The organism is Flavobacterium sp. A45, from assembly GCF_002001005.1.
In the GTDB taxonomy this organism is placed as follows: domain Bacteria; phylum Bacteroidota; class Bacteroidia; order Flavobacteriales; family Flavobacteriaceae; genus Flavobacterium.
The window spans coordinates 1-18495 of the sequence record NZ_MUNX01000045.1 but is presented as its reverse complement, the minus strand read 5'-3'; the positions used below and the strand labels follow the sequence as shown (position 1 = coordinate 18495).

13 protein-coding genes are annotated in these 18495 nt (G+C 36.1%); 5 read left to right on the top strand and 8 right to left on the bottom strand.

What is annotated here, in order from left to right; translation table 11 throughout:
* The first annotated feature begins 286 nt into the window (after window positions 1-286).
* The 4 genes from B0E44_RS02255 to B0E44_RS02240 all read left to right on the top strand — a co-directional run bounded on the left by B0E44_RS02255 (window position 287) and on the right by B0E44_RS02240 (window position 6363).
* Window positions 287-1384: an SGNH/GDSL hydrolase family protein gene (locus tag B0E44_RS02255; RefSeq protein ID WP_077370580.1), complete on the top strand. Its 1098-nt coding sequence runs from the start codon at window positions 287-289 to the stop codon at window positions 1382-1384.
* Window positions 1374-2753 carry a sialate O-acetylesterase gene (locus B0E44_RS02250; RefSeq protein WP_077370579.1) on the top strand — a complete coding sequence of 460 codons (1380 nt, stop codon included), beginning with the start codon at window positions 1374-1376 and terminating at the stop codon, window positions 2751-2753. Before B0E44_RS02255 ends, B0E44_RS02250 begins: the two co-directional genes overlap by 11 nt.
* Window positions 2754-3013: 260 nt before the next feature.
* Entirely contained in the window at window positions 3014-5308 is a 2295-nt protein-coding gene (gene bglX, locus B0E44_RS02245; protein ID WP_077370578.1) for a beta-glucosidase BglX, read from the top strand.
* Window positions 5309-5406: 98 nt separating this feature from the next.
* Window positions 5407-6363, top strand: a complete 957-nt coding sequence (locus B0E44_RS02240; protein WP_077370577.1) for an aldo/keto reductase — start codon at window positions 5407-5409, stop codon at window positions 6361-6363.
* A gap of 164 nt (window positions 6364-6527) precedes the next feature.
* Here B0E44_RS02240 and B0E44_RS02235 read toward each other — a convergent pair whose 3' ends face one another.
* The 8 genes from B0E44_RS02235 to B0E44_RS02200 all read right to left on the bottom strand — a co-directional run bounded on the left by B0E44_RS02235 (window position 6528) and on the right by B0E44_RS02200 (window position 17231).
* A complete protein-coding gene (locus tag B0E44_RS02235) occupies window positions 6528-8516 on the bottom strand; it encodes a glycoside hydrolase family 97 protein (RefSeq protein WP_077370576.1) in 1989 nt (662 codons plus the stop codon).
* A gap of 45 nt (window positions 8517-8561) precedes the next feature.
* Complete coding sequence (locus B0E44_RS02230; RefSeq protein WP_077370575.1) at window positions 8562-9491, bottom strand: ROK family protein; 930 nt, start codon at window positions 9489-9491, stop codon at window positions 8562-8564.
* 43 nt (window positions 9492-9534) lie between these two features.
* On the bottom strand, window positions 9535-10833 hold the full coding sequence (locus B0E44_RS02225; protein ID WP_077370574.1) for a beta-mannanase: 1299 nt from the start codon (window positions 10831-10833) through the stop codon (window positions 9535-9537).
* Window positions 10834-11019: 186 nt separating this feature from the next.
* Window positions 11020-12252 (bottom strand): glycoside hydrolase family 26 protein, encoded by a 1233-nt coding sequence (locus B0E44_RS02220; RefSeq protein ID WP_077370573.1) that lies wholly within the window; start codon window positions 12250-12252, stop codon window positions 11020-11022.
* Window positions 12253-12264: 12 nt separating this feature from the next.
* Complete coding sequence (locus tag B0E44_RS02215) at window positions 12265-13449, bottom strand: AGE family epimerase/isomerase (RefSeq protein ID WP_077370572.1); 1185 nt, start codon at window positions 13447-13449, stop codon at window positions 12265-12267.
* Between the two features lie 2 nt (window positions 13450-13451).
* Window positions 13452-14645 carry a glycosidase gene (locus B0E44_RS02210; protein ID WP_077370571.1) on the bottom strand — a complete coding sequence of 398 codons (1194 nt, stop codon included), beginning with the start codon at window positions 14643-14645 and terminating at the stop codon, window positions 13452-13454.
* Window positions 14646-14668: 23 nt separating this feature from the next.
* Window positions 14669-16060: an MFS transporter gene (locus tag B0E44_RS02205; protein WP_077370570.1), complete on the bottom strand. Its 1392-nt coding sequence runs from the start codon at window positions 16058-16060 to the stop codon at window positions 14669-14671.
* Between the two features lie 25 nt (window positions 16061-16085).
* Window positions 16086-17231: a glycoside hydrolase family 26 protein gene (locus B0E44_RS02200; RefSeq protein WP_077370569.1), complete on the bottom strand. Its 1146-nt coding sequence runs from the start codon at window positions 17229-17231 to the stop codon at window positions 16086-16088.
* A gap of 278 nt (window positions 17232-17509) precedes the next feature.
* On the opposite strand from B0E44_RS02200, the gene B0E44_RS02190 reads away from it, so the two are divergent.
* A complete protein-coding gene (locus B0E44_RS02190) occupies window positions 17510-18388 on the top strand; it encodes an AraC family transcriptional regulator (RefSeq protein WP_077370567.1) in 879 nt (292 codons plus the stop codon).
* Window positions 18389-18495: the final 107 nt, after the last annotated feature.

Below are 18495 nucleotides of genomic sequence, written 5' to 3'. Positions count from 1 at the left end.
TTACATGATTTGGGGAATTGTCAGCCGCAGGCAGACCGCATACGCGTTTTTTATTTGTTGTTTTAATTCATCTGTTTTAGAAGTTTAGATAATTGATCCATAAAAATAAATAAAAAACTATTCTAGTTTATGTTTTTTTTAATCGTAAATACTGTTATTACAATAAAAGATGAATTGTAATGAATCATGTAAATTTTTGATTATAGTTTGAAAAAATAGTATCTAATCCTAAATTACAATAGTTTTATATTTGTTTACTATATTACAAAGAAAGTCCCAAAAGATTATGAATTACAAAAAAAAATACCTTTTATTTTTATTGATTGCCATTTCGTCTTTTTCTGTTGCCCAAAAAAAGGCTGAAACCCATTCGCTTTTTGAATATCAAGGGAGAATCGAGAAAATGCTGGACAATAAAGCGATCCTTATTGGTGCAGCTTCGTCAGTGTCTTTTGATTTTGAAGGAAACTCCTGTGCTGTTTTATTACAAAGCATGGAGGATCACCAAAACTATGTTTCCTTGGAACTCGATGGTAAATATATCGGGAGAGTTCGTATAGAAAAAGGGGAAGTAAAATCTTTTCCAATTGCTGTACCCAATAGTAAAAAAACGCATCACCTTTCCATTTATAAAGCTACCGAAGCCGCTAACGGTGGTGTTTTATTTGCAGGAACAACTGCGAAGTTAGTAGAATCTACTGCGTCCAAAAAGAAGAAAAAAATTGAACTGATAGGTGATTCTATAACTTGCGGATATGGTAATGATGCGTCTACAATTCCTTGCGGGAGCGGAGATTGGTACGATCAGCACAATGCTTATTGGGCTTATGGTCCAGTGCTTTCCAGAGCATTGGATATCGATTTTGTGTTGAGTTCTGTTTCTGGTTATGGGATGTACCGCAACTGGAATGATGAGCATGAGAACGAACCCATTATTCCGGATGTGTATGAAAATCTGTATCTGAATAAAGACAGTTCAAAACCGTATGATTTTGTTTTTCAGCCTGATTTAGTGAGCATTTGTTTGGGAACTAATGATCTTTCAGACGGTGATGGTAAAAAAGCGCGACTTCCTTTTAATGAAGAAAAATATGTTTCAAATTATATTGATTTTATCAAAACAGTTTACAAACACGCACCAAACACGAGAATTGTTTTATTGAACAGTCCGATGGTTTCGGGAGAGCGAAATGTGACTTTGGTAAAATGTCTGAAAAAAGTGATTCAGGCTTTTGAAAATGATAAAATGCACAAACCAATTGCATTGTTCGAATTCCAGCCAATGTCTCCAAAAGGCTGTGGTTATCATCCTGATATCGCTGATGATAAAGTAATGGCCGATCAGTTAATCCCTTATTTCAAAAAAATGCTAAATGAAAAGTAAGCTTATTGTCTTTGTTCTTTTCCTAATATTTTCAAATATCGCTTCCGCAAATGTTACGCTTCCGAATATTTTTTCGGATAATATGGTTTTGCAACGCAATAGTGAAGTTACCATTTGGGGATTTGCCAATCCGCAGGAAGAAGTTGTGATAACGCCAAGCTGGAATAAAGAAATTTATAAAATCAAAGCCAGCAATCAGGCTAAATGGGAGGTTATTATTCCTACTCCAAAAGAAGGAGGCCCTTATACGATTACCATAAAAGGATATAACGAAATCGTTTTGAAAAACATTCTGATTGGCGAAGTCTGGATTTGTTCCGGACAATCTAATATGGAAATGAATGCCAGTTGGGGAATTGAGAACGGTGATGAGTCTGTGAAAAATGCAACAAATTCTTCGATTCGATTTTTTGCTGTACCCAAATTAACGGCTACAACTCCTCAAAATAATTTGTCTGGAACTTGGACAGAATGCACACCGGAAACGATGAAATATTTTAGTGCAGTTGGGTATTTTTTTGGAAAACGCCTGCAGGAAGAATTAAAGAATGTACCGATTGGTTTGATTTCATCCAATTGGGGAGGAACGCCAGCTGAGATATGGATGCCGGAAGAAGTAATCCAAAATGATGTTATTTTATTAGAAGCTGCTAAAACACGTAAAGAAGAAAGTTACGGTCCAAACCAGCCAGGACGCGCTTTTAACGCGATGATTTATCCGTTGGCAAAATTTAAAATTGCTGGAGCATTGTGGTATCAGGGAGAAAGCAATGTGGGATCTACGGTTTATGACAGAACTCTTTCGTCTTTGATTACTTCTTGGAGAAAATTATGGAAGTATGATTTTTCGTTTTATTATGTACAGATTGCTCCTTATAAATATGGAGAAGATCATTTTGGCGGTTCAATCATTCGGGATGCGCAGCGAAAAGTATTGCAGGAAGTTCCGAATACAGGAATGGCAGTAACCAGCGACATTTCTCCAATTGACGATATTCATCCAAAAGACAAGAAATCGGTTGGAACTCGTTTGGCGAATTTGGCTTTGGCGAATACTTATAAAACGAATAGAGCATTGGTAAACGGCCCGCTTTATAAAGGAATTTACATTGAAAAAAATAAAATAACAGTCACTTTTGATTATGCAGACGGTTTGTATTTTAAGGACAAGAAAGCCGATTTGTTTGAAGTTGCAGGAAGTGACAATGTGTTTTATAAAGCAGCCGCTGTAATCAAGGACAATACAGTGGTACTTAAATCGGATAAGGTGAAATCGCCTGTTAAAGTGCGTTATGCTTGGAAGAATACCGATCAGGCAACGCTTTTTAATAAAGCTAATTTGCCTGCTTCGAGTTTTATAAGCGAATAGTTAAGGTTGCAGTTTTCAGTTTTCACCCGATTAAGAGTTTCTCGTTTTCTTTTAAATCTAGTTCTCGCAAAGGCGCGAAGACGCAAAGACAGTGACTCAGAATTTTGCGCCTTTGCGTCTTCGCGAGATAAATTGAAGTTGTTGTGAATCCGCGTAAGGGATAGTAGTGAAAATCCTCCCGATTTTTCTCGGGAGATTGCAACGGATAGCCCGACCCGACTTTTTCTGGAGGGATACGCCCAAAAAATAAAATACCAATTATGAAAAACAATACATTAATTATTGCAGGGATTTTTACCCTGATTACGACAGGAACTATGAATGCACAGAAAATGCCACATTTAGACAAATCAAAACCAATTGAAGAGCGAATTGATTTGTTGATGAAACAAATGACATTGGAAGAAAAAGTCGGGCAAATGAATCAATATAATGGTTTTTGGGAAGTAACCGGACCAGCTCCAAAAGGAGGAAATGCCGAAATGAAATACAAACATTTGCGTGATGGTTGGGTTGGTTCGATGCTATCTGTCCGTGGTGTAAAAGAAGTAAAGGCTGTTCAGAAAATTGCCGTTGAGGAAACCCGATTGGGAATTCCGTTGATCATAGGTTTTGATGTGATTCACGGGTATAAAACGTTGAGTCCAATTCCGCTGGCAGAAGCGGCGAGTTGGGATATGGAAGCAATTAAGAAATCGGCTCAAATAGCGGCAGACGAAGCATCGGCATCGGGTATTAACTGGACTTTTGGACCAAATGTTGATATTTCGCAAGATGCCCGTTGGGGGCGTGTGATGGAAGGTGCGGGAGAGGATCCCTATTTGGGAAGTAAAATAGCAAAGGCAAGAGTTACCGGTTTTCAAGGTGACACAAAAGCCGACTTGCAAAAAGTAAATACGATTGCGGCTTGCGCCAAACATTTTGCTGCCTATGGATTTGCCGAATCGGGTAGGGATTACAATACTGTGGATATTAGTAACACAAAATTGTATAATACCGTTTTTCCACCGTTTAAAGCTGCGACTAATGCTGGCGTTCGTACCATGATGAATTCTTTTAATATTTTGAATGGTGTTCCAGCAACCGGAAATTCATTTTTGCAAAGAGATATTCTAAAAGGGAAATGGAAATTTGATGGTTTTGTGGTTTCGGATTGGTCTTCAATGCGCGAAATGATTGCTCATGGTTATGCTAAAGACGGTGCAGATGCCTCAGCAAAAGCTATAACTGCGGGATCGGATATGGATATGGAAGCGTATTTATATGTTTCCGAATTGGTTAAATTGGTAAAAGACGGAAAAGTAAAAGAAGCTTTGGTTGACGATGCTGTTCGAAGAATTTTGCGAGTTAAATTCGAATTGGGATTATTTGACGATCCTTACAGATATTGTGACGAGAAAAGAGAAAAAGCAACAATTGGAAACAAAGCAAATAACGACGCTGTTTTGGATATGGCCAAAAAATCGATTGTACTTTTGAAAAACGATAAAGGTTTGCTTCCTCTAAAAAAATCAGGACAGAAAATTGCTTTGATTGGCGCTTTGGCTAATGACAAAAACAGTCCATTGGGAAGTTGGAGAATAGCTTCTGACGACAATACAGGAGTTTCTGTTTTGGAAGGAATGCAACAATACAAAGGCAATCAATTGACGTTTGAAAAAGGAGCCGATTTGATAACAGAAAAAGCAACTTTTACAGCTGAATTGGTTTTTAATACTACGAACAAAAGCGGATTTGATGCTGCTAAAAAAGTAGCTGCAAACGCTGATGTTGTGGTAATGGTTTTGGGAGAGCATGGTTTTCAGTCGGGGGAAGGACGTAGTAGAACGAATCTAGATTTGCCTGGTGTGCAACAAGAATTATTGGAAGAAATTTATAAAGTAAATCCAAATATTGTTTTGGTTTTAAATAACGGAAGACCTCTGGCTTTGCCTTGGGCAGCAGAACATATTCCAGCTATTGTTGAGGCTTGGCATCTTGGAACGCAAACAGGTAATGCAGTGGCTCAAGTGTTGTACGGAGATTACAATCCAAGTGGAAAATTACCAATGTCATTTCCAAGGAACGTAGGGCAAGTGCCAATTTACTATAATAATTACAATACGGGAAGACCTGTAAATAGTGATAAAAACGTATTCTGGTCGCATTATACCGATGTAGAGAAAACACCTTTATATCCTTTCGGATTTGGGTTGAGTTATACTACTTTCGAATATAAAAATTTAAAAATCAATAAGAATGCTTTCGCAAAAGGAGAGTCAGTAGTGGTTTCGGTAGATATTATCAATTCAGGAAACTATGACGGAAAAGAAGTGGCTCAATTGTATATTCATGATGTTGCTGCAAGTATCGCTAGACCAGTAAAAGAATTAAAAGGTTTTGAACTAATTAGTTTGAAAAAAGGAGAAACGAAAACTGTAACTTTTACTTTGACGGGCAAGGAATTAGGTTTCTTTGATAACGAAGGGAATTATTTGGTAGAGCCAGGAACTTTTAAAATTATGGTTGGAGGAAGCTCTGATAAAGGTTTGGAAGGTGGTTTTGAATTGAATTAAATATTTAAACACGAATTTCACGAATTTCCACTAATTAATTCGTGAAAATTTGTGAAATTCGTGTTGGATTTTTTTACACCAATTTTTAAATTAAATAAATGAAATACAATAGATGTGGAAAAAGCGGGTTGTTATTACCTCAAATTTCTCTAGGATTATGGCACAATTTCGGTTCAGTAGATAGTTTTGAAAATGCGGAAAGTATTGCCAAAGCTGCTTTTGACAAGGGGATAACCCATTTTGATTTGGCAAATAATTATGGTCCAATTCCGGGTTCGGCGGAGACTAATTTTGGTACTATTCTTAAAAATAATTTTCAGGGAAATCTTCGTGACGAAATCGTAATCACGACTAAAGCAGGTTACACGATGTGGGATGGTCCTTATGGCGATTGGGGTTCCCGAAAGTATTTATTGTCTAGTTTAGACCAAAGTCTAAAAAGAATGAGTTTGGAATATGTAGATATTTTCTATTCGCATCGTTTTGATCCAGAAACGCCTTTGGAAGAAACGATGATGGCGTTGGATTATGCCGTTCGTAGTGGAAAAGCTTTGTATGCAGGAATTTCTAATTATAATCCCGAGCAAACAAGAGAAGCTACCGAAATTTTGAAACGATTGGGAACGCCTTGTTTGATTCATCAAGTGAAGTATTCAATGTTTGTTCGAACACCTGAAGAAGGGTTACTTGATGTTCTTGAGGAAAAAGGGGTAGGCTGTATTGCTTTTTCTCCTTTGGCACAAGGACTTTTAACTGATAAATATCTTAAAGGAATACCAGAAAATTCTCGTGCTCATAATCCAAATGGACATTTAAAAGAAGATGAGGTTTCGGAGGAAAGAATCCAGAAAATTATTCAATTGAATGACATTGCTAAAGAAAGAAATCAGTCTTTGGCGCAAATGGCTTTGGCTTGGTTGCTAAAAGACAACAGAGTTACTTCGGTATTGATTGGTGCCAGTTCTGTGGGACAATTAAATAATAATATTGACAGTTTGCAGAATCTGCAATTTTCGACTGATGAATTGAATGCAATCGAAAATATTTTGAGATAATAAAAAAGATAAAATTTCAAGGCATACTCTTTTACAAAATTTACATTTTCAGTTATTCAAATTTTATAAAATCTGCATAAATCTGCTGAATCTGCGTGCCTATATTTTCACGCAGGTTCTAAATTTAAATTCATTCTTTATCTTCTGTTCTTTAAAGACTACTCTTATTTAGGCGAAATTATTGCCGATAATCCTCCGCCACTTGCCAAATGAAAAATCATTTTAGTAGTGGAATCAACTGTGATTTTTTCTCTTTTGTAATCGACAGCCGCTTTTTCAGCATTATGGCCGTCTGTAAATAAATCGGCTTCGAAATTTTTTCCTTTTTCTAAAAATGAAAAATCAATCGTAACGTCTCTGCCGTTCCAGTTAGTAATGGCTCCCAAATACCAGTTGTTTCCTTTCTTTCTGGCCATAGAAATATAATTACCAACACTTCCATTTAATGCCACCGTTTCATCAAAAGTGGTTGGGATTTTTGCTATAAAATCGGTTGATTCCTGTTCCTTTATGTAAGCTGTTGGACTGTCGGCCATCATTTGCAATGGCGCTTCAAAAATCATGTACAAAGCCAGTTGATGGCATCTTGTTCCTTGACTTACAGGATTCGAATGGCTAGGTTTGAATTCACTTTTTGTGGCATTTCGCATCGCTCCGGGAGTGTAGTCCATTGGGCCAGCGATCATTCGGATAAACGGAATGGTGCAATCATAAGTAGGAACATCATCGTTTGGTGTCCATTTGTTGTTCTCCAATCCTTTTACACCTTCAAAGTTCAAAATGTTGGGATAAGTGCGTTGGATTCCTGTTGGTTTGTACATCCCGTGAAAGTCAAGCAGTAATTTATAATCGGCGGCTTTTTGTGCAATTTCATAAACAGAATTTACCATTTTGGCATCGTCACGGTCAATGAAATCAACTTTAAAACCTTTGACTCCCAAATCTGCATAGTTTTTGAAAATAGCCTCGATATTTTCGTGCAATGCCATCCATGACGCCCAAAGTATAATGCCTACATTTTGTTCTTTTGCGTATGCAATTAAGGCTTTCAAATCCACTTTTGGATTGTGTTCCATAATGTTGGTCTCCACGCTCCAACCTTCATCCAAAACAACATATTCCACTTTGTTTTTGGAAGCAAAATCAATATAATATTTATAGGTTTCGGTGTTGATTCCTGCCTGAAAATTGACATTGTAGATGTTCCAGTCATTCCACCAATCCCAAGCCACTTTACCCGGTTTTATCCAACTTATATCTTTTATTTTGGAAGGTTCTGATAATCGCTGAACCATATCATTATTGGCTAAGACCGCATCGTTTTCTGAGATAACTACAATTCGCCAAGGGAAAGTTCTAGTGCCTTTTGTGGTCACCAAATAATCGGCTCTTTGACTGATTAGTTTGTTGAGGTAGTTGAATCCTCCGTTCATTTCCTGCAAAGGGTATTTTGGGAAACGGGCTTCAAATCCTGATTTTGTTTTGTTGTTGGTCACAAACATTCCTGGATAATCATGAAGATTTGCCTCCAGAAAAACGGCTTTTTTCTGATTTTTAAAATCAACCAAAAAAGGAAGAAATGCTAATGTGTCTTTTGCAAATTCACTTATTTTTTTGTTTTCGTAATGGGATTCGAAAGAAGAAATGTAAGGGTCTTTTGGGTTTCTTAAATCGCGAACATAGGGCATTAAAGTAGTGTAATCCTGATCGAAATTCAAAACTACTTCTTCTGATTTTACGGTAAAATTTCCTTTCTTTTTAGTGATAAATCGATAGGCAACTCCTTCATCAAAAGCACGAAATTCTAGGCTGAAGTCGCCTTTGAATTGTAGTGATAATTGGTTGTAATTGTCTTCGACTGTTTTCTTTTTGTAAAACGGAGTTTCAAATGAATTTTTGATATTTACTTTTTCTGAATTTAAAAGTACTGGGTTTTTGCCTAATATTTCACTTTCATTTAGTGTCATAGACATTGGCGAAGCACTCAAAATAGTTTCTTTTTCGTGCGTAATCGCCCAAGTTATTTTATCGGAAAGAGAAATATTGATGTCAATTTTTCCATTTGGGGAAACTAATTGAAAATTTTGTTTCTTTTGGGAAAAAATGGGGCTAAAAAGTAATAATGCTAGAAGTAAGGGTATCGTTTTTTTCATAATTTTAAAAGGTAATATTCGTTGACTGTGATTTTACCGTTTTGTTTACTCAGCCAATGCATTATTTAAAATGCGGCTATTAAGAAGTAAACTTGCAGCACCCAGTAAAGCCGCATTTTCATTGTCATCAGAGATTTGTATGGTAATTTCTAAACCTGCATCTTTGATTTTTTTGTTCAAAGAAGGTAAAAATAAAGCACTTGAATCTGCGATTTTCCCGCCAATAATAAAGTGTTCAACCGAAAAATTCTTTAAACAAGGAATCACAATTTGTGCTAAATCTTCTCCCATTTTTTCAAATGCTTTTATCGCCATTTCGTCCCCAGCCACGGCACGATTATAAAGTTCCAATCCACTTTCTACGGTTGTTTTTTCTAAATCAAAATACTTTGAGACAAGCCCTCTTAACGACACATAGTCTTCGGCGATTCCATTTTTAAACCGAAGATTCCATATTTCTCCGTCTGTAGGGACTTGATTTCCGGAACTGATAGAGAATCCTTTATCAATAAAACAAGATCCTAATCCAGTTCCGATTGTAATAGCCATTACTTTTTTCGAAAGATTAGTGTTGTCTTTATATACTTCTCCTTTACCAAAACAAACCGCATCATTTTCAAAAAAGACTTTAAAATCATTAGGAAGTTTAAGCCTATTTCGAAGTAAATCCGCAATATTTAATCCATAAAAATGCTCGTATTTGGATTGTCCTTTTATCCAGCAAATGCCATTTTCATAATCAAACGGACCGGGCATACAAACTGCTATTCCTGTCATAGTTTCTACTTCTGACTTATCCCATGAAGCACGGATCGTTTTTTCCCAAATATCCAAAACCTGATCTACAGGCAGATTAGAATCAAAAGACTCTTTATGCATGGAAGATTCGAGAACTTTCATGTTGGTAAGATTGATGACTCCAGCGGTAATGTGGGTTCCTCCTATATCCAATCCTACGGCATACTCCTTTTTCATTGTCTTTTCGGTTAGTTAATTTGTTTTTTATGTTCTAATTCGGTTAATTTTTTTTCAATTCCAGATTGTACTTTTTTACCAATTCTAAAGTCGATTTATCAGAAGAAAAAACCGAATTTAATCCCTGTGGCTCCTGTGGCGGATCCGTTGTCAAAGGGTCTCCAGGATTCCATTTTCCATCAGTCATAACTGGTTTTCCTTCACCGCCAAATCCCCAAAAATTAGCAGCTTGCAGAACGCTTTTGTTGGCGACACTTTCTGCAACTCGGTTGAAGATATAATTGTAAAAAACATCTCTATTGGCAACCGATGTGCCATTTACTAAACTTTCATTTTCTCTAGGCAAACCAAATTCTTCAATAATAATTGGTCTTTTCAAATCTTGAGCTACTTTTATATGCTTATCGATATAAATCCCTGTGTTTTCTAGAGTTGTTGACAATGTTTTCTCGGCATTATCAGCTTTGAACCAATTCCAGTTTTTCGGCCAGATGTGCATTGTCAAATAATCAATATTTGGGTTTAAATGTGTTCTTTCAAAAATCCCAATGTCATCATTCGAACTATTTAGTCCTTCAGAGCCAGTAGAAATCAAGTGGTATTTATCCAAGCTGTCAATTAAATTCACAATATTATTCAGCCAAACAGTGAATTTCGCCTCATTTTCAACCGTAAAAAGTCTTGGTTCATTTCCGACTTGCCACGCCATAATCGTGTTGTCTTCGGTGTATTTTCTTTTTGTATAAGTATTTGTTCTGCCAACAATATATTTTACATGATTGTTCAAACCTTCAATGCAGGGCTCACAACTATGGAATTGTTCTGTGTACGCCATAAATTGTGGCCAAGTATTTGGAGCTATTGCAGGCACAGGAATCGCCCCTTTACCATTCCACTCTAAATATTGTGACATTCCGCCGGACCATTCCCAGTTATTGGTCAAAAATAATACTGCATACATGTTGCGTTTCCCCATTTCGGCAATCAAAAAATCCAAGCCGTCCAGTAAATCATCATCATATTTTCCTTGCTCATACTGCAAAGCGGGACGAACGGTAAAATCGTATTTTCCACCATCACCACCCACCAAAATCCGTAAGTTATCGATACCGTTTTTCTTCATTAAATCCAGTTCGCGAAGCAGTCTTTTTCGATCGCCCACTTTTTTTGAAGCCAGTAAACTTCCATACCAATAATTCGTTCCAATATAGGAATAAGGCTTGTCGCCTTTATAAAACTGCGTTCCTTTTACGGTGATTCTTGCCTGCTGTTTTTGGGCATAACCATCAAGATTTACAAGTACTAATGCAATTAAGGCTAAATAGAAGAATGTCTTTTTCATGGTTTATTTTTTAGAAGCTAATCCTGCTATCCGTTACAAGTCCTCATCTCGCTGATAAATTTTTTAAGTGTTTGAAAGAGCTTCTTTCAGTCGCTTTTCAAACACAAAAAAATTAAATCAGCGAGACTCCGGGCTTTCCACTATTATCAGGGCTAGAGCTTTTCGTTATATAAGAGAACTTAAAATTTATTTTGGCAACTCATACATTTTAGGTAAAGTATTTATCAATGCCGATTTTGGTTTTGTTGCAAATGTTTTAAAATCAGCTGCATTTGTTGCTGTTGGGGTTGGGACCCAATAGCCGTCTTTGCTATTATTCCAAAACATAACATAACTAATTTGAACGCTATTGGCTGTCAGTGCACTATATAAATAGGTCGAAAACCATTCGTTTATTGGCGGAGTCGTTGCGGTAACATAATAACCAGTTTCGGTCATTGCGGCAATCTTTACTTTTGTTATTGCCAAATCCGAAATCATTTTTAGTTTGGCATTGGCTTTAGTAGCACCTGTTTGCGCTTGTCCGGCAGCGAAATCCCCGTAATTATCCATTCCCAGCACATCTACATATTTGTCTCCAGGATAACGACTCAAATAATCAGCCGATTTGGAGTAGGAATTATCAGGTGAGAAGGCATATAAAACATTGTGAACACCTTTTGTATCTCTTAAATAAGTAACTGTAAATTGATAAGCCGTTTTATATTCTTCGGCGGTACAAAAATTAGCTCCCCACCAAAACCAGCTTCCGTCAAACTCATGAAAAGGTCTGAAAATAACCGGAATAAATTCTCCTTTTGACCCTGTCAATTTTAAGAAAACGCTGGCTATTTTATCGAGTTTTTTCTTGTACCATTCGTGATTGGCACCGCCAGGCAAAATACTTTTAAAAGCGGTTGATTTTTGCTCTGTTGTCATATCGGCAGTATAAAAGCTGTCTTCATTATACGGTTCTCTTATGTGCCAGGAAAAAGTGTTTATTATACCTTTAGCGTAAGCTGCTTTAACATCATTTATTGTTTTTTGCTCCTGTTGGTAAAACCAATTGTCCGCTTGATTATTATTTTGCTTATCAGTTATAAATATAAAGTCGTTTCCTAAAAGTGCTGGATCATATCCCGTAGTTTTCTTAATATCTGATTCAGTAGTTGAGCCATTATTGTAAAAACCACTAAAAGCATCTTGCTGTCCAATTGCAAATTTAGTTTTAGCCAGTTTTTTTAAGTTATAAAACAGGGCAACCGTTTCTGCTGAGGCATTTGGGTCAACCATATAGGTTTTTACGTTTTGTGTCGTCAGTGCATCGGTTACTTCAACTGGAGGAACAACAATTGGGTCAGTTGCAGGATCGTCTTTGGAACAGCTGCTAAGTGTAATTAGAAAGCTTGGAATTATAATCTTTAAAAAAGTATTCCTCATAGTGTCGTGTACTTAGATTCGGTTAATTAATTCAATGCACGCTCTGCCATTGTGATAAGGACATTTCCAGAAACCGGCTTTGTCTTTTTGTATCTTCGAATAATCACTGAGTACACCCCAAAACCACTCCCCATTTTCTTTGTCAATGATATGCTTTTTTGTAAAATCCCAATTTTTGAAAACAATGTCCAAATACTCATGTTTTCCTGAAAGCTGCCAAGCAGTAAAGTAACCGATCATCAGCTCGGCTTGTGGCCACCAATGCTTTTCGGCCATTAATTCATTCGTTTCTGGATCGTATTCATACCATAATCCGCCGTCGTGATCTATTCCTTCTTTGGTGACTTCTGCAATTTGAATGGCATGTTTTTTATAATTAGAAATGAGTTTTTCGTCTTCCACAATTTCTGCGCATCGCAATAATAGCCAGGCTGCTTCAATGTCGTGACCATACGAGATGACGTCTTTCTTTTCAATCCAATTTTCATCAAAAAACAACCTTAAATGTCCTGTTTCGGTATTGATGAAGTATTTTTCGATAGTTGCTAATAATTCAACAATGACTTTTCGTAATGATTCGTCTTTCCAAACGGTGTATAAATTTGCAAATCCTTCTACGATATGCAAATGAGTATTCATTGTTTTCTTTTCGTTGGCATCCTTTTCGCTTAAGCGTAAATCATCAATAGGCTGCCAATCGCGGGTAAAGGCTTCTAAGTAACCGCCTTTGTCTGCATCGTAGCTGTATTCCTGAATTTTAGTGTACAAAGCGATAGCAAGTTCCAAAGATTTTTCATCTTTGGTAACCGAATAATATTCGCTCAAACCATAAATAACAAAGGCCAATGCATAAATTTGGTTTTTAGTATCTTTTGGAGTGCCATTATAATTGATGCTCCAAAAAATCCCGCCAAATTCAGTGTCGTAAAAGTGTTCCGAAATATATTCAAAAGCACGTTTTGCAATGTTTAAATGCTCTTTATTATGTGAAATTTTATAGGCAGCAGAAAAAGTCCATAGTAATCTTGCATTAAGTACAGACCCTTTTTCGGCTTTATTATTTGTGTTGTTATTGTAATCTATTTGTCCAACAAAGCCACCGTTTTTTTCGTCCATAGTATTATCCATCCAATAGGAGAGGATACTTTGAAGCTCAAGCTTTAGTTCTATTTTTAGATTTTTTAAATTGGAATTCACAATTATGAAATTTCTTTGTTTCTATTCACTTGATTGATAATAGCATTTACGGAACCTGCAGATGTCAAAGTGTCTTCAGGAGTATTTATAACATAATCCACTAATCTTTCCACTGAAGAAACCGCCACGTGCATTCTAGTATCAGAAGAAGCATAATAGATGTAGACTGTACCGTCTTTATCTTCGATCCATCCATTAGAAAATAAAACATTAGAAACATCACCAACTCTTTCTACACCTTCAGGTCCCATAAAATGACCAGCAGGAGCATGAGTAACTTTTGCAATATCATTCAAATCCGTCATGAACATGTATAGTGTATAACGCAAACCTGCAGCTGTATTACGAACTCCGTGAGCTAAATGTAACCAACCTTTTTCAGTTTTGATAGGTGCAGGTCCAAGTCCGTTTTTTAATTCATATACGGTGTGATATTTTTTTCCATATATTATTTTTTCTTCTTTTACAATTGGATTAGTCATGTCATCAACATAGCCTAGCCCAATTCCACCGCCGTTTCCAACATCAATAAATCCGTCTTGAGGACGTGTGTATAAAGCATATTTTCCGTCTACAAATTCCGGATGCAATACCACGTTCCGCTGCTGTCCAGTATTCGAAATCAAATCTGGCAGTCTTTCCCAATTTATTAAATCTTTGGCACGAACAATTCCTGCATTTGCAATAGCCGTACTCGTATCGCCTTGTGGCGCAGAGGGATCTTTTCTTTCGGTACAAAAAATACCGTAAATCCAACCATCTTCATGCTTTATTAAACGCATGTCATATACATTAGTATCTGGTTCTTCAGTTTGAGGAATAACGCAGGGCTTGTCCCAAAACTTGAAATTATCTACTCCATTCGGACTTTCTGCAATAGCAAAAAAAGATTTTCTGTCGGCACCTTCAACACGTACAGCAAGCACATATTTATCATTCCATTTTATAGCTCCTGCATTGAATGTGGCGTTTATTTGAATTCTTTCCAAAAACAACGGATTTGTCTTTGGATTAAAATCAAATCTCCATTCCAATGGTGTATGTGCAGCGGTTAAAACAGGATTTTTATAACGTGTATATATGCCGTTCCCGATCCCGTCTTGAGGCTGGTTTTCTGTTTGTATAAGCGTGTTAAATTGCTTTTCAAGTTCCATTTTTATTTGTCCTGAATCGGCTTTTATTGCTGTTGTACTCATAATTGAATGTTCTAAATCGTATATTATTTATTGATATTTCTTTTGTCATTAAGGTCATCTTCAATAGCCTGCAATTTCTCTTCTGACAGCGGATAGAAAATGATAAAAAGTACTGAGATGGCTGCTGCAATTGCAGGAAGAATGCTCAGCATTAACTGTATTCCGGTCTGTGCAGTTACTGTTTGTGCTACATTGGCTTGGAAACCAAAGTATCCCAATAGCCAGCCTGTAGCAGCGCCGCCAATTGTCCATCCAAATTTTTGTGACATCGAAGAGGCAGAGAAAATAAGTCCTGTTGCTCTTCTTCCTTGTTTCCATTCGGAGTAATCAGCACTATCAGCATACATCGACCAGATTAATGGGAAAATACAGCCGGCACAAATACTGATAAGTACTTGGAAAATCATGATAAGCATAACATCTTCTTTTCCTAAATAGTAGAAAATGACACTCAGAATCGCAGCTAGAGCCATTGCACCAAAGAAGGTTTTCTTTTTTCCGATTTTATTTGCAATAGGCGTAGCTGCAATAACACCAATGATATTTGCGGCTTGTCCTAATACTAAATAAAGTGTGGTTGGAGTCATTGCAAAATTCTCTCCCAGAATGTTGAAACTGTAGCTTACAGTGCTGCTTACATAGTATTTAAAATAATAAACTGCGGCTCCGTCACGTATAGAGTTGAATATCAAAGCTCCGATTCCGGCACCCAATAAAATCCACCAAGGTCTGTTTTTAAGAAGATCATTCAAGTCTTCTTTTAAGTTAGGTTTTTCATCGTTTATAGGCTGTACTCTTTCTTTGGTAAGAAAAAAGCAACCCCAAAAGAAAGCTGTAGTAATCATTCCAAAAACAATAATGGTGTATAACCAGCCCATTTTAGAATTTAAATTTCCTCCAAAATGATTAACCAAAGGTTCAATTAACCAAAGAGCCAATAAACTTCCGCCAAAGGCAAAAACCATACGGTAGGACGAAAGTGTTGTGCGTTCTTTGCGGTCACCCGACATTACACCAAGCAAGGATGCATAGGGCACATTAATGATGGAATAAATCATCATCATTAAGGAATAAGTAACGTATGCATATATTATTTTTCCTTTTTCGTCAAAATCAGGAGTGTAAAAAGTAAGTACACCTATTATGGCAAAAGGAATAGCTGTCCACAATAAGTAAGGTCTGAATTTTCCCCAACGGCTTTTGGTGCGGTCTGCAATAATACCTACCAAAGGATCAAAACAGGAATCCCAGATACGCGTAATTAAAAACATTGTTCCAACTACGGCAGGTGCTAGTCCAAAGACATCTGTGTAAAAAAACATTAGATACATACTGAAAATTTTCCAGAACATTGAGGAAGCAGCATCACCTAATCCGTAACCGATTTTTTCTTTTAATTTAATTTTTTCTTCCATTTTTAGAGGTTAATGTCTTTTGGGGTTATTTTTTATATAGGTTAATTTTTGCAGCATCTTTTTCAAAAAGAATGTTGTTTAGATTATAGAAATCTACAAAATCTTTTTCACTCACTTGTCCCTTGAAAGGAGCATAATAATGCATTTTTTGTTCTTTTTCCTGCCAGCCATGATTTCTCCAAACCAGCACATAAGATATTTTGTAGTCACCCATAGCTTTCATTAAGGTGTCTGTCCACCATTTGTCATACGGGATAGCCTCGTAGCCTGTTTCTGCAAAAGCAATAATTTTGTTTTGCTCTTTTGCGATTTGGTCTATGATTCCAAATTGTTTTTGGCAACTTTCAATGAATGAGTTGTCTTTTGTAGGATCACTGTATTGATACTTATCAAAGCTCAAAACATCAACATATTCGGTTCCGGGATAGTATTCCAAGAAATCTTCCCTAGAGTTGAAATCGGCGGTATTGTACACGTAAATTAAATTGTTAACTCCTTTCTTTTGAAAATAATCGAGAGTAAATTTCCAAAGGATTTTAAACTCTTCAGGACTTCCGTTGTTTTTGCACCACCAAAACCAAGTTCCGGTAAGTTCATGATAAGGGCGGTATAGTATTGGAATTAAATCTCCTTTTTTATCTCTTAAAGTTAAAATATATTTTGCTGCTTCATCCAGCCAAGACTTGAATTTTTCATGGCTTACACCACCAGGTAAAGCAGAAGCTAATGATTTTGGTGTGGTGTCCCAAGCATTTCCTCCTGTTAAAGGATTGTTTGGATGCCAACTGATTGTGATAACGGCTCCTCGGTTGTGTCCTTCAATTATGTATTGCCTCATTTTGTCAAAAGGAATACCGTCTATATTTTTGTCCGATTTGCTTTCAAGACCTCCCAAATCCCATCCATAAACTGCTGGAAAATCGCCAACGACATCTTTTACATCGCTTCGTCCTGCTTCATACTTCCAGTTCGCACCGTATGCCAAATCGTCTTGATGTCCAAATAAGATACCTTTTTGAGTTGTTTTATTTAAATTTTCGTATAATTTAACTGTGTTTTTTGTTGATTTTTTATCAGATAATGATAATTTAGTATCACTTGTTTGTGAATGAGACGAACAAAATGTGCTAAAAGCAAAAAAAAGTGAGAGTATATAGTTTGATTTTGTCATAATTAAAAAAATGAGTTTTGATTGGCTTAAAATAAATTTAAAATCGATTAAAATTGATTTTCAAATAGTTGCTATTTTAAAGTTGAAATTTTATGTTTTTACTAATTTTTTGTCAAAATGTTAAAAAATTAAACGCTTTAAAAGGATTTGTATTTTTTGAAGCTGTTTTTATATTCAAAAATAAAATTTCATTTTTCAAAGATATAGTAATAAGATCTTTTGGATTAATATTATTTTATCAATTTTATATCTTATTATTGCAAATAAAAAAATGAATTATGAGCGCTTTTAAAAATTTTCATAGGGAAATTGTTCCCCTTGCAGCACAAGATAGTTTTTTGGTTTTTGACAGAGTTAAGGATGAATTTGATTATCCAATTCATTATCATCCTGAATTTGAAATCAATTTTATATTGAACGGAAAAGGGGTAAAACGCGTGGTAGGTGACAATATAGAAGAGATTGATGATGTGGAGTTGGTGTTGGTTGGGCCTAATTTGTATCATGGTTGGGAACAACATAAATGTAAAAACAAAGATATTCACGAGATAACAATTCAGTTTCATCATGATCTTTTTCATGAATTTTTGCTGTCCAGGCGAATTATGACACCTATAAAGGAGATGTTTAATCGTTCTGTACATGGTATTTTATTTTCAAATCAGGTAGCCGAAATGCTCACTCCGAGGTTGATAAAGATATCCAAGTTGGATGGTATGGACTATTTCTTGGAGATTATCTCAATATTGTATGATCTAGCGAACTCCCGTAATCAAAGGCTTTTGTCAACTTTTACCGTCGAAAATGATACTTTTGAAGAGTATGACAAAATGAAATTGATCTATGATTATATTCAAAAGAATTTTGCAGAGAAATTGTCATTGGAAGAAGTGGCAGGCGTGGCCAATATGACAACGATTTCTTTTAATAGGTTTATAAAAAAACGAACAGGAAAAACATTTGTCAATTATATTAATGATATTCGAATTGGTTATGCCGCCAGATGGCTGGTTGAGAAAGACCTTAGTGTGTCTGAAGTTGCGTTCAAATCAGGCTTTAATAATATAGCCAATTTCAATCGAAGCTTTAAAGCTTTTAAGAAATGTACTCCTAGCCAATACCGTGATGATTTTTCGGGATTAAAGAGAATTTTGTAATAAACATTTACTTTTTTGTTAAAATGCTTCCAGAGAGAATCTTTCTGGAGGCATTTTTTGTTTTTATAATTAAGTATATGGTATATATAATAGGTATTAAATAATAA

Excerpts from the sequence above, each read along its gene's own strand:
- B0E44_RS02190 (WP_077370567.1), top strand. The coding sequence starts at position 17,510 with ATGAGCGCTTTTAAAAATTTTCATAGGGAAATTGTTCCCCTTGCAGCA.
- B0E44_RS02205 (WP_077370570.1), bottom strand. The coding sequence starts at position 16,060 with ATGGAAGAAAAAATTAAATTAAAAGAAAAAATCGGTTACGGATTAGGT.
- B0E44_RS02210 (WP_077370571.1), bottom strand. The coding sequence starts at position 14,645 with ATGAGTACAACAGCAATAAAAGCCGATTCAGGACAAATAAAAATGGAA.
- B0E44_RS02230 (WP_077370575.1), bottom strand. The coding sequence starts at position 9,491 with ATGAAAAAGGAGTATGCCGTAGGATTGGATATAGGAGGAACCCACATT.
- bglX (WP_077370578.1), top strand. The coding sequence starts at position 3,014 with ATGAAAAACAATACATTAATTATTGCAGGGATTTTTACCCTGATTACG.
- B0E44_RS02220 (WP_077370573.1), bottom strand. The coding sequence starts at position 12,252 with ATGAGGAATACTTTTTTAAAGATTATAATTCCAAGCTTTCTAATTACA.
- B0E44_RS02225 (WP_077370574.1), bottom strand. The coding sequence starts at position 10,833 with ATGAAAAAGACATTCTTCTATTTAGCCTTAATTGCATTAGTACTTGTA.
- B0E44_RS02200 (WP_077370569.1), bottom strand. The coding sequence starts at position 17,231 with ATGACAAAATCAAACTATATACTCTCACTTTTTTTTGCTTTTAGCACA.
- B0E44_RS02250 (WP_077370579.1), top strand. The coding sequence starts at position 1,374 with ATGAAAAGTAAGCTTATTGTCTTTGTTCTTTTCCTAATATTTTCAAAT.
- B0E44_RS02255 (WP_077370580.1), top strand. The coding sequence starts at position 287 with ATGAATTACAAAAAAAAATACCTTTTATTTTTATTGATTGCCATTTCG.
- B0E44_RS02235 (WP_077370576.1), bottom strand. The coding sequence starts at position 8,516 with ATGAAAAAAACGATACCCTTACTTCTAGCATTATTACTTTTTAGCCCC.
- B0E44_RS02240 (WP_077370577.1), top strand. The coding sequence starts at position 5,407 with ATGAAATACAATAGATGTGGAAAAAGCGGGTTGTTATTACCTCAAATT.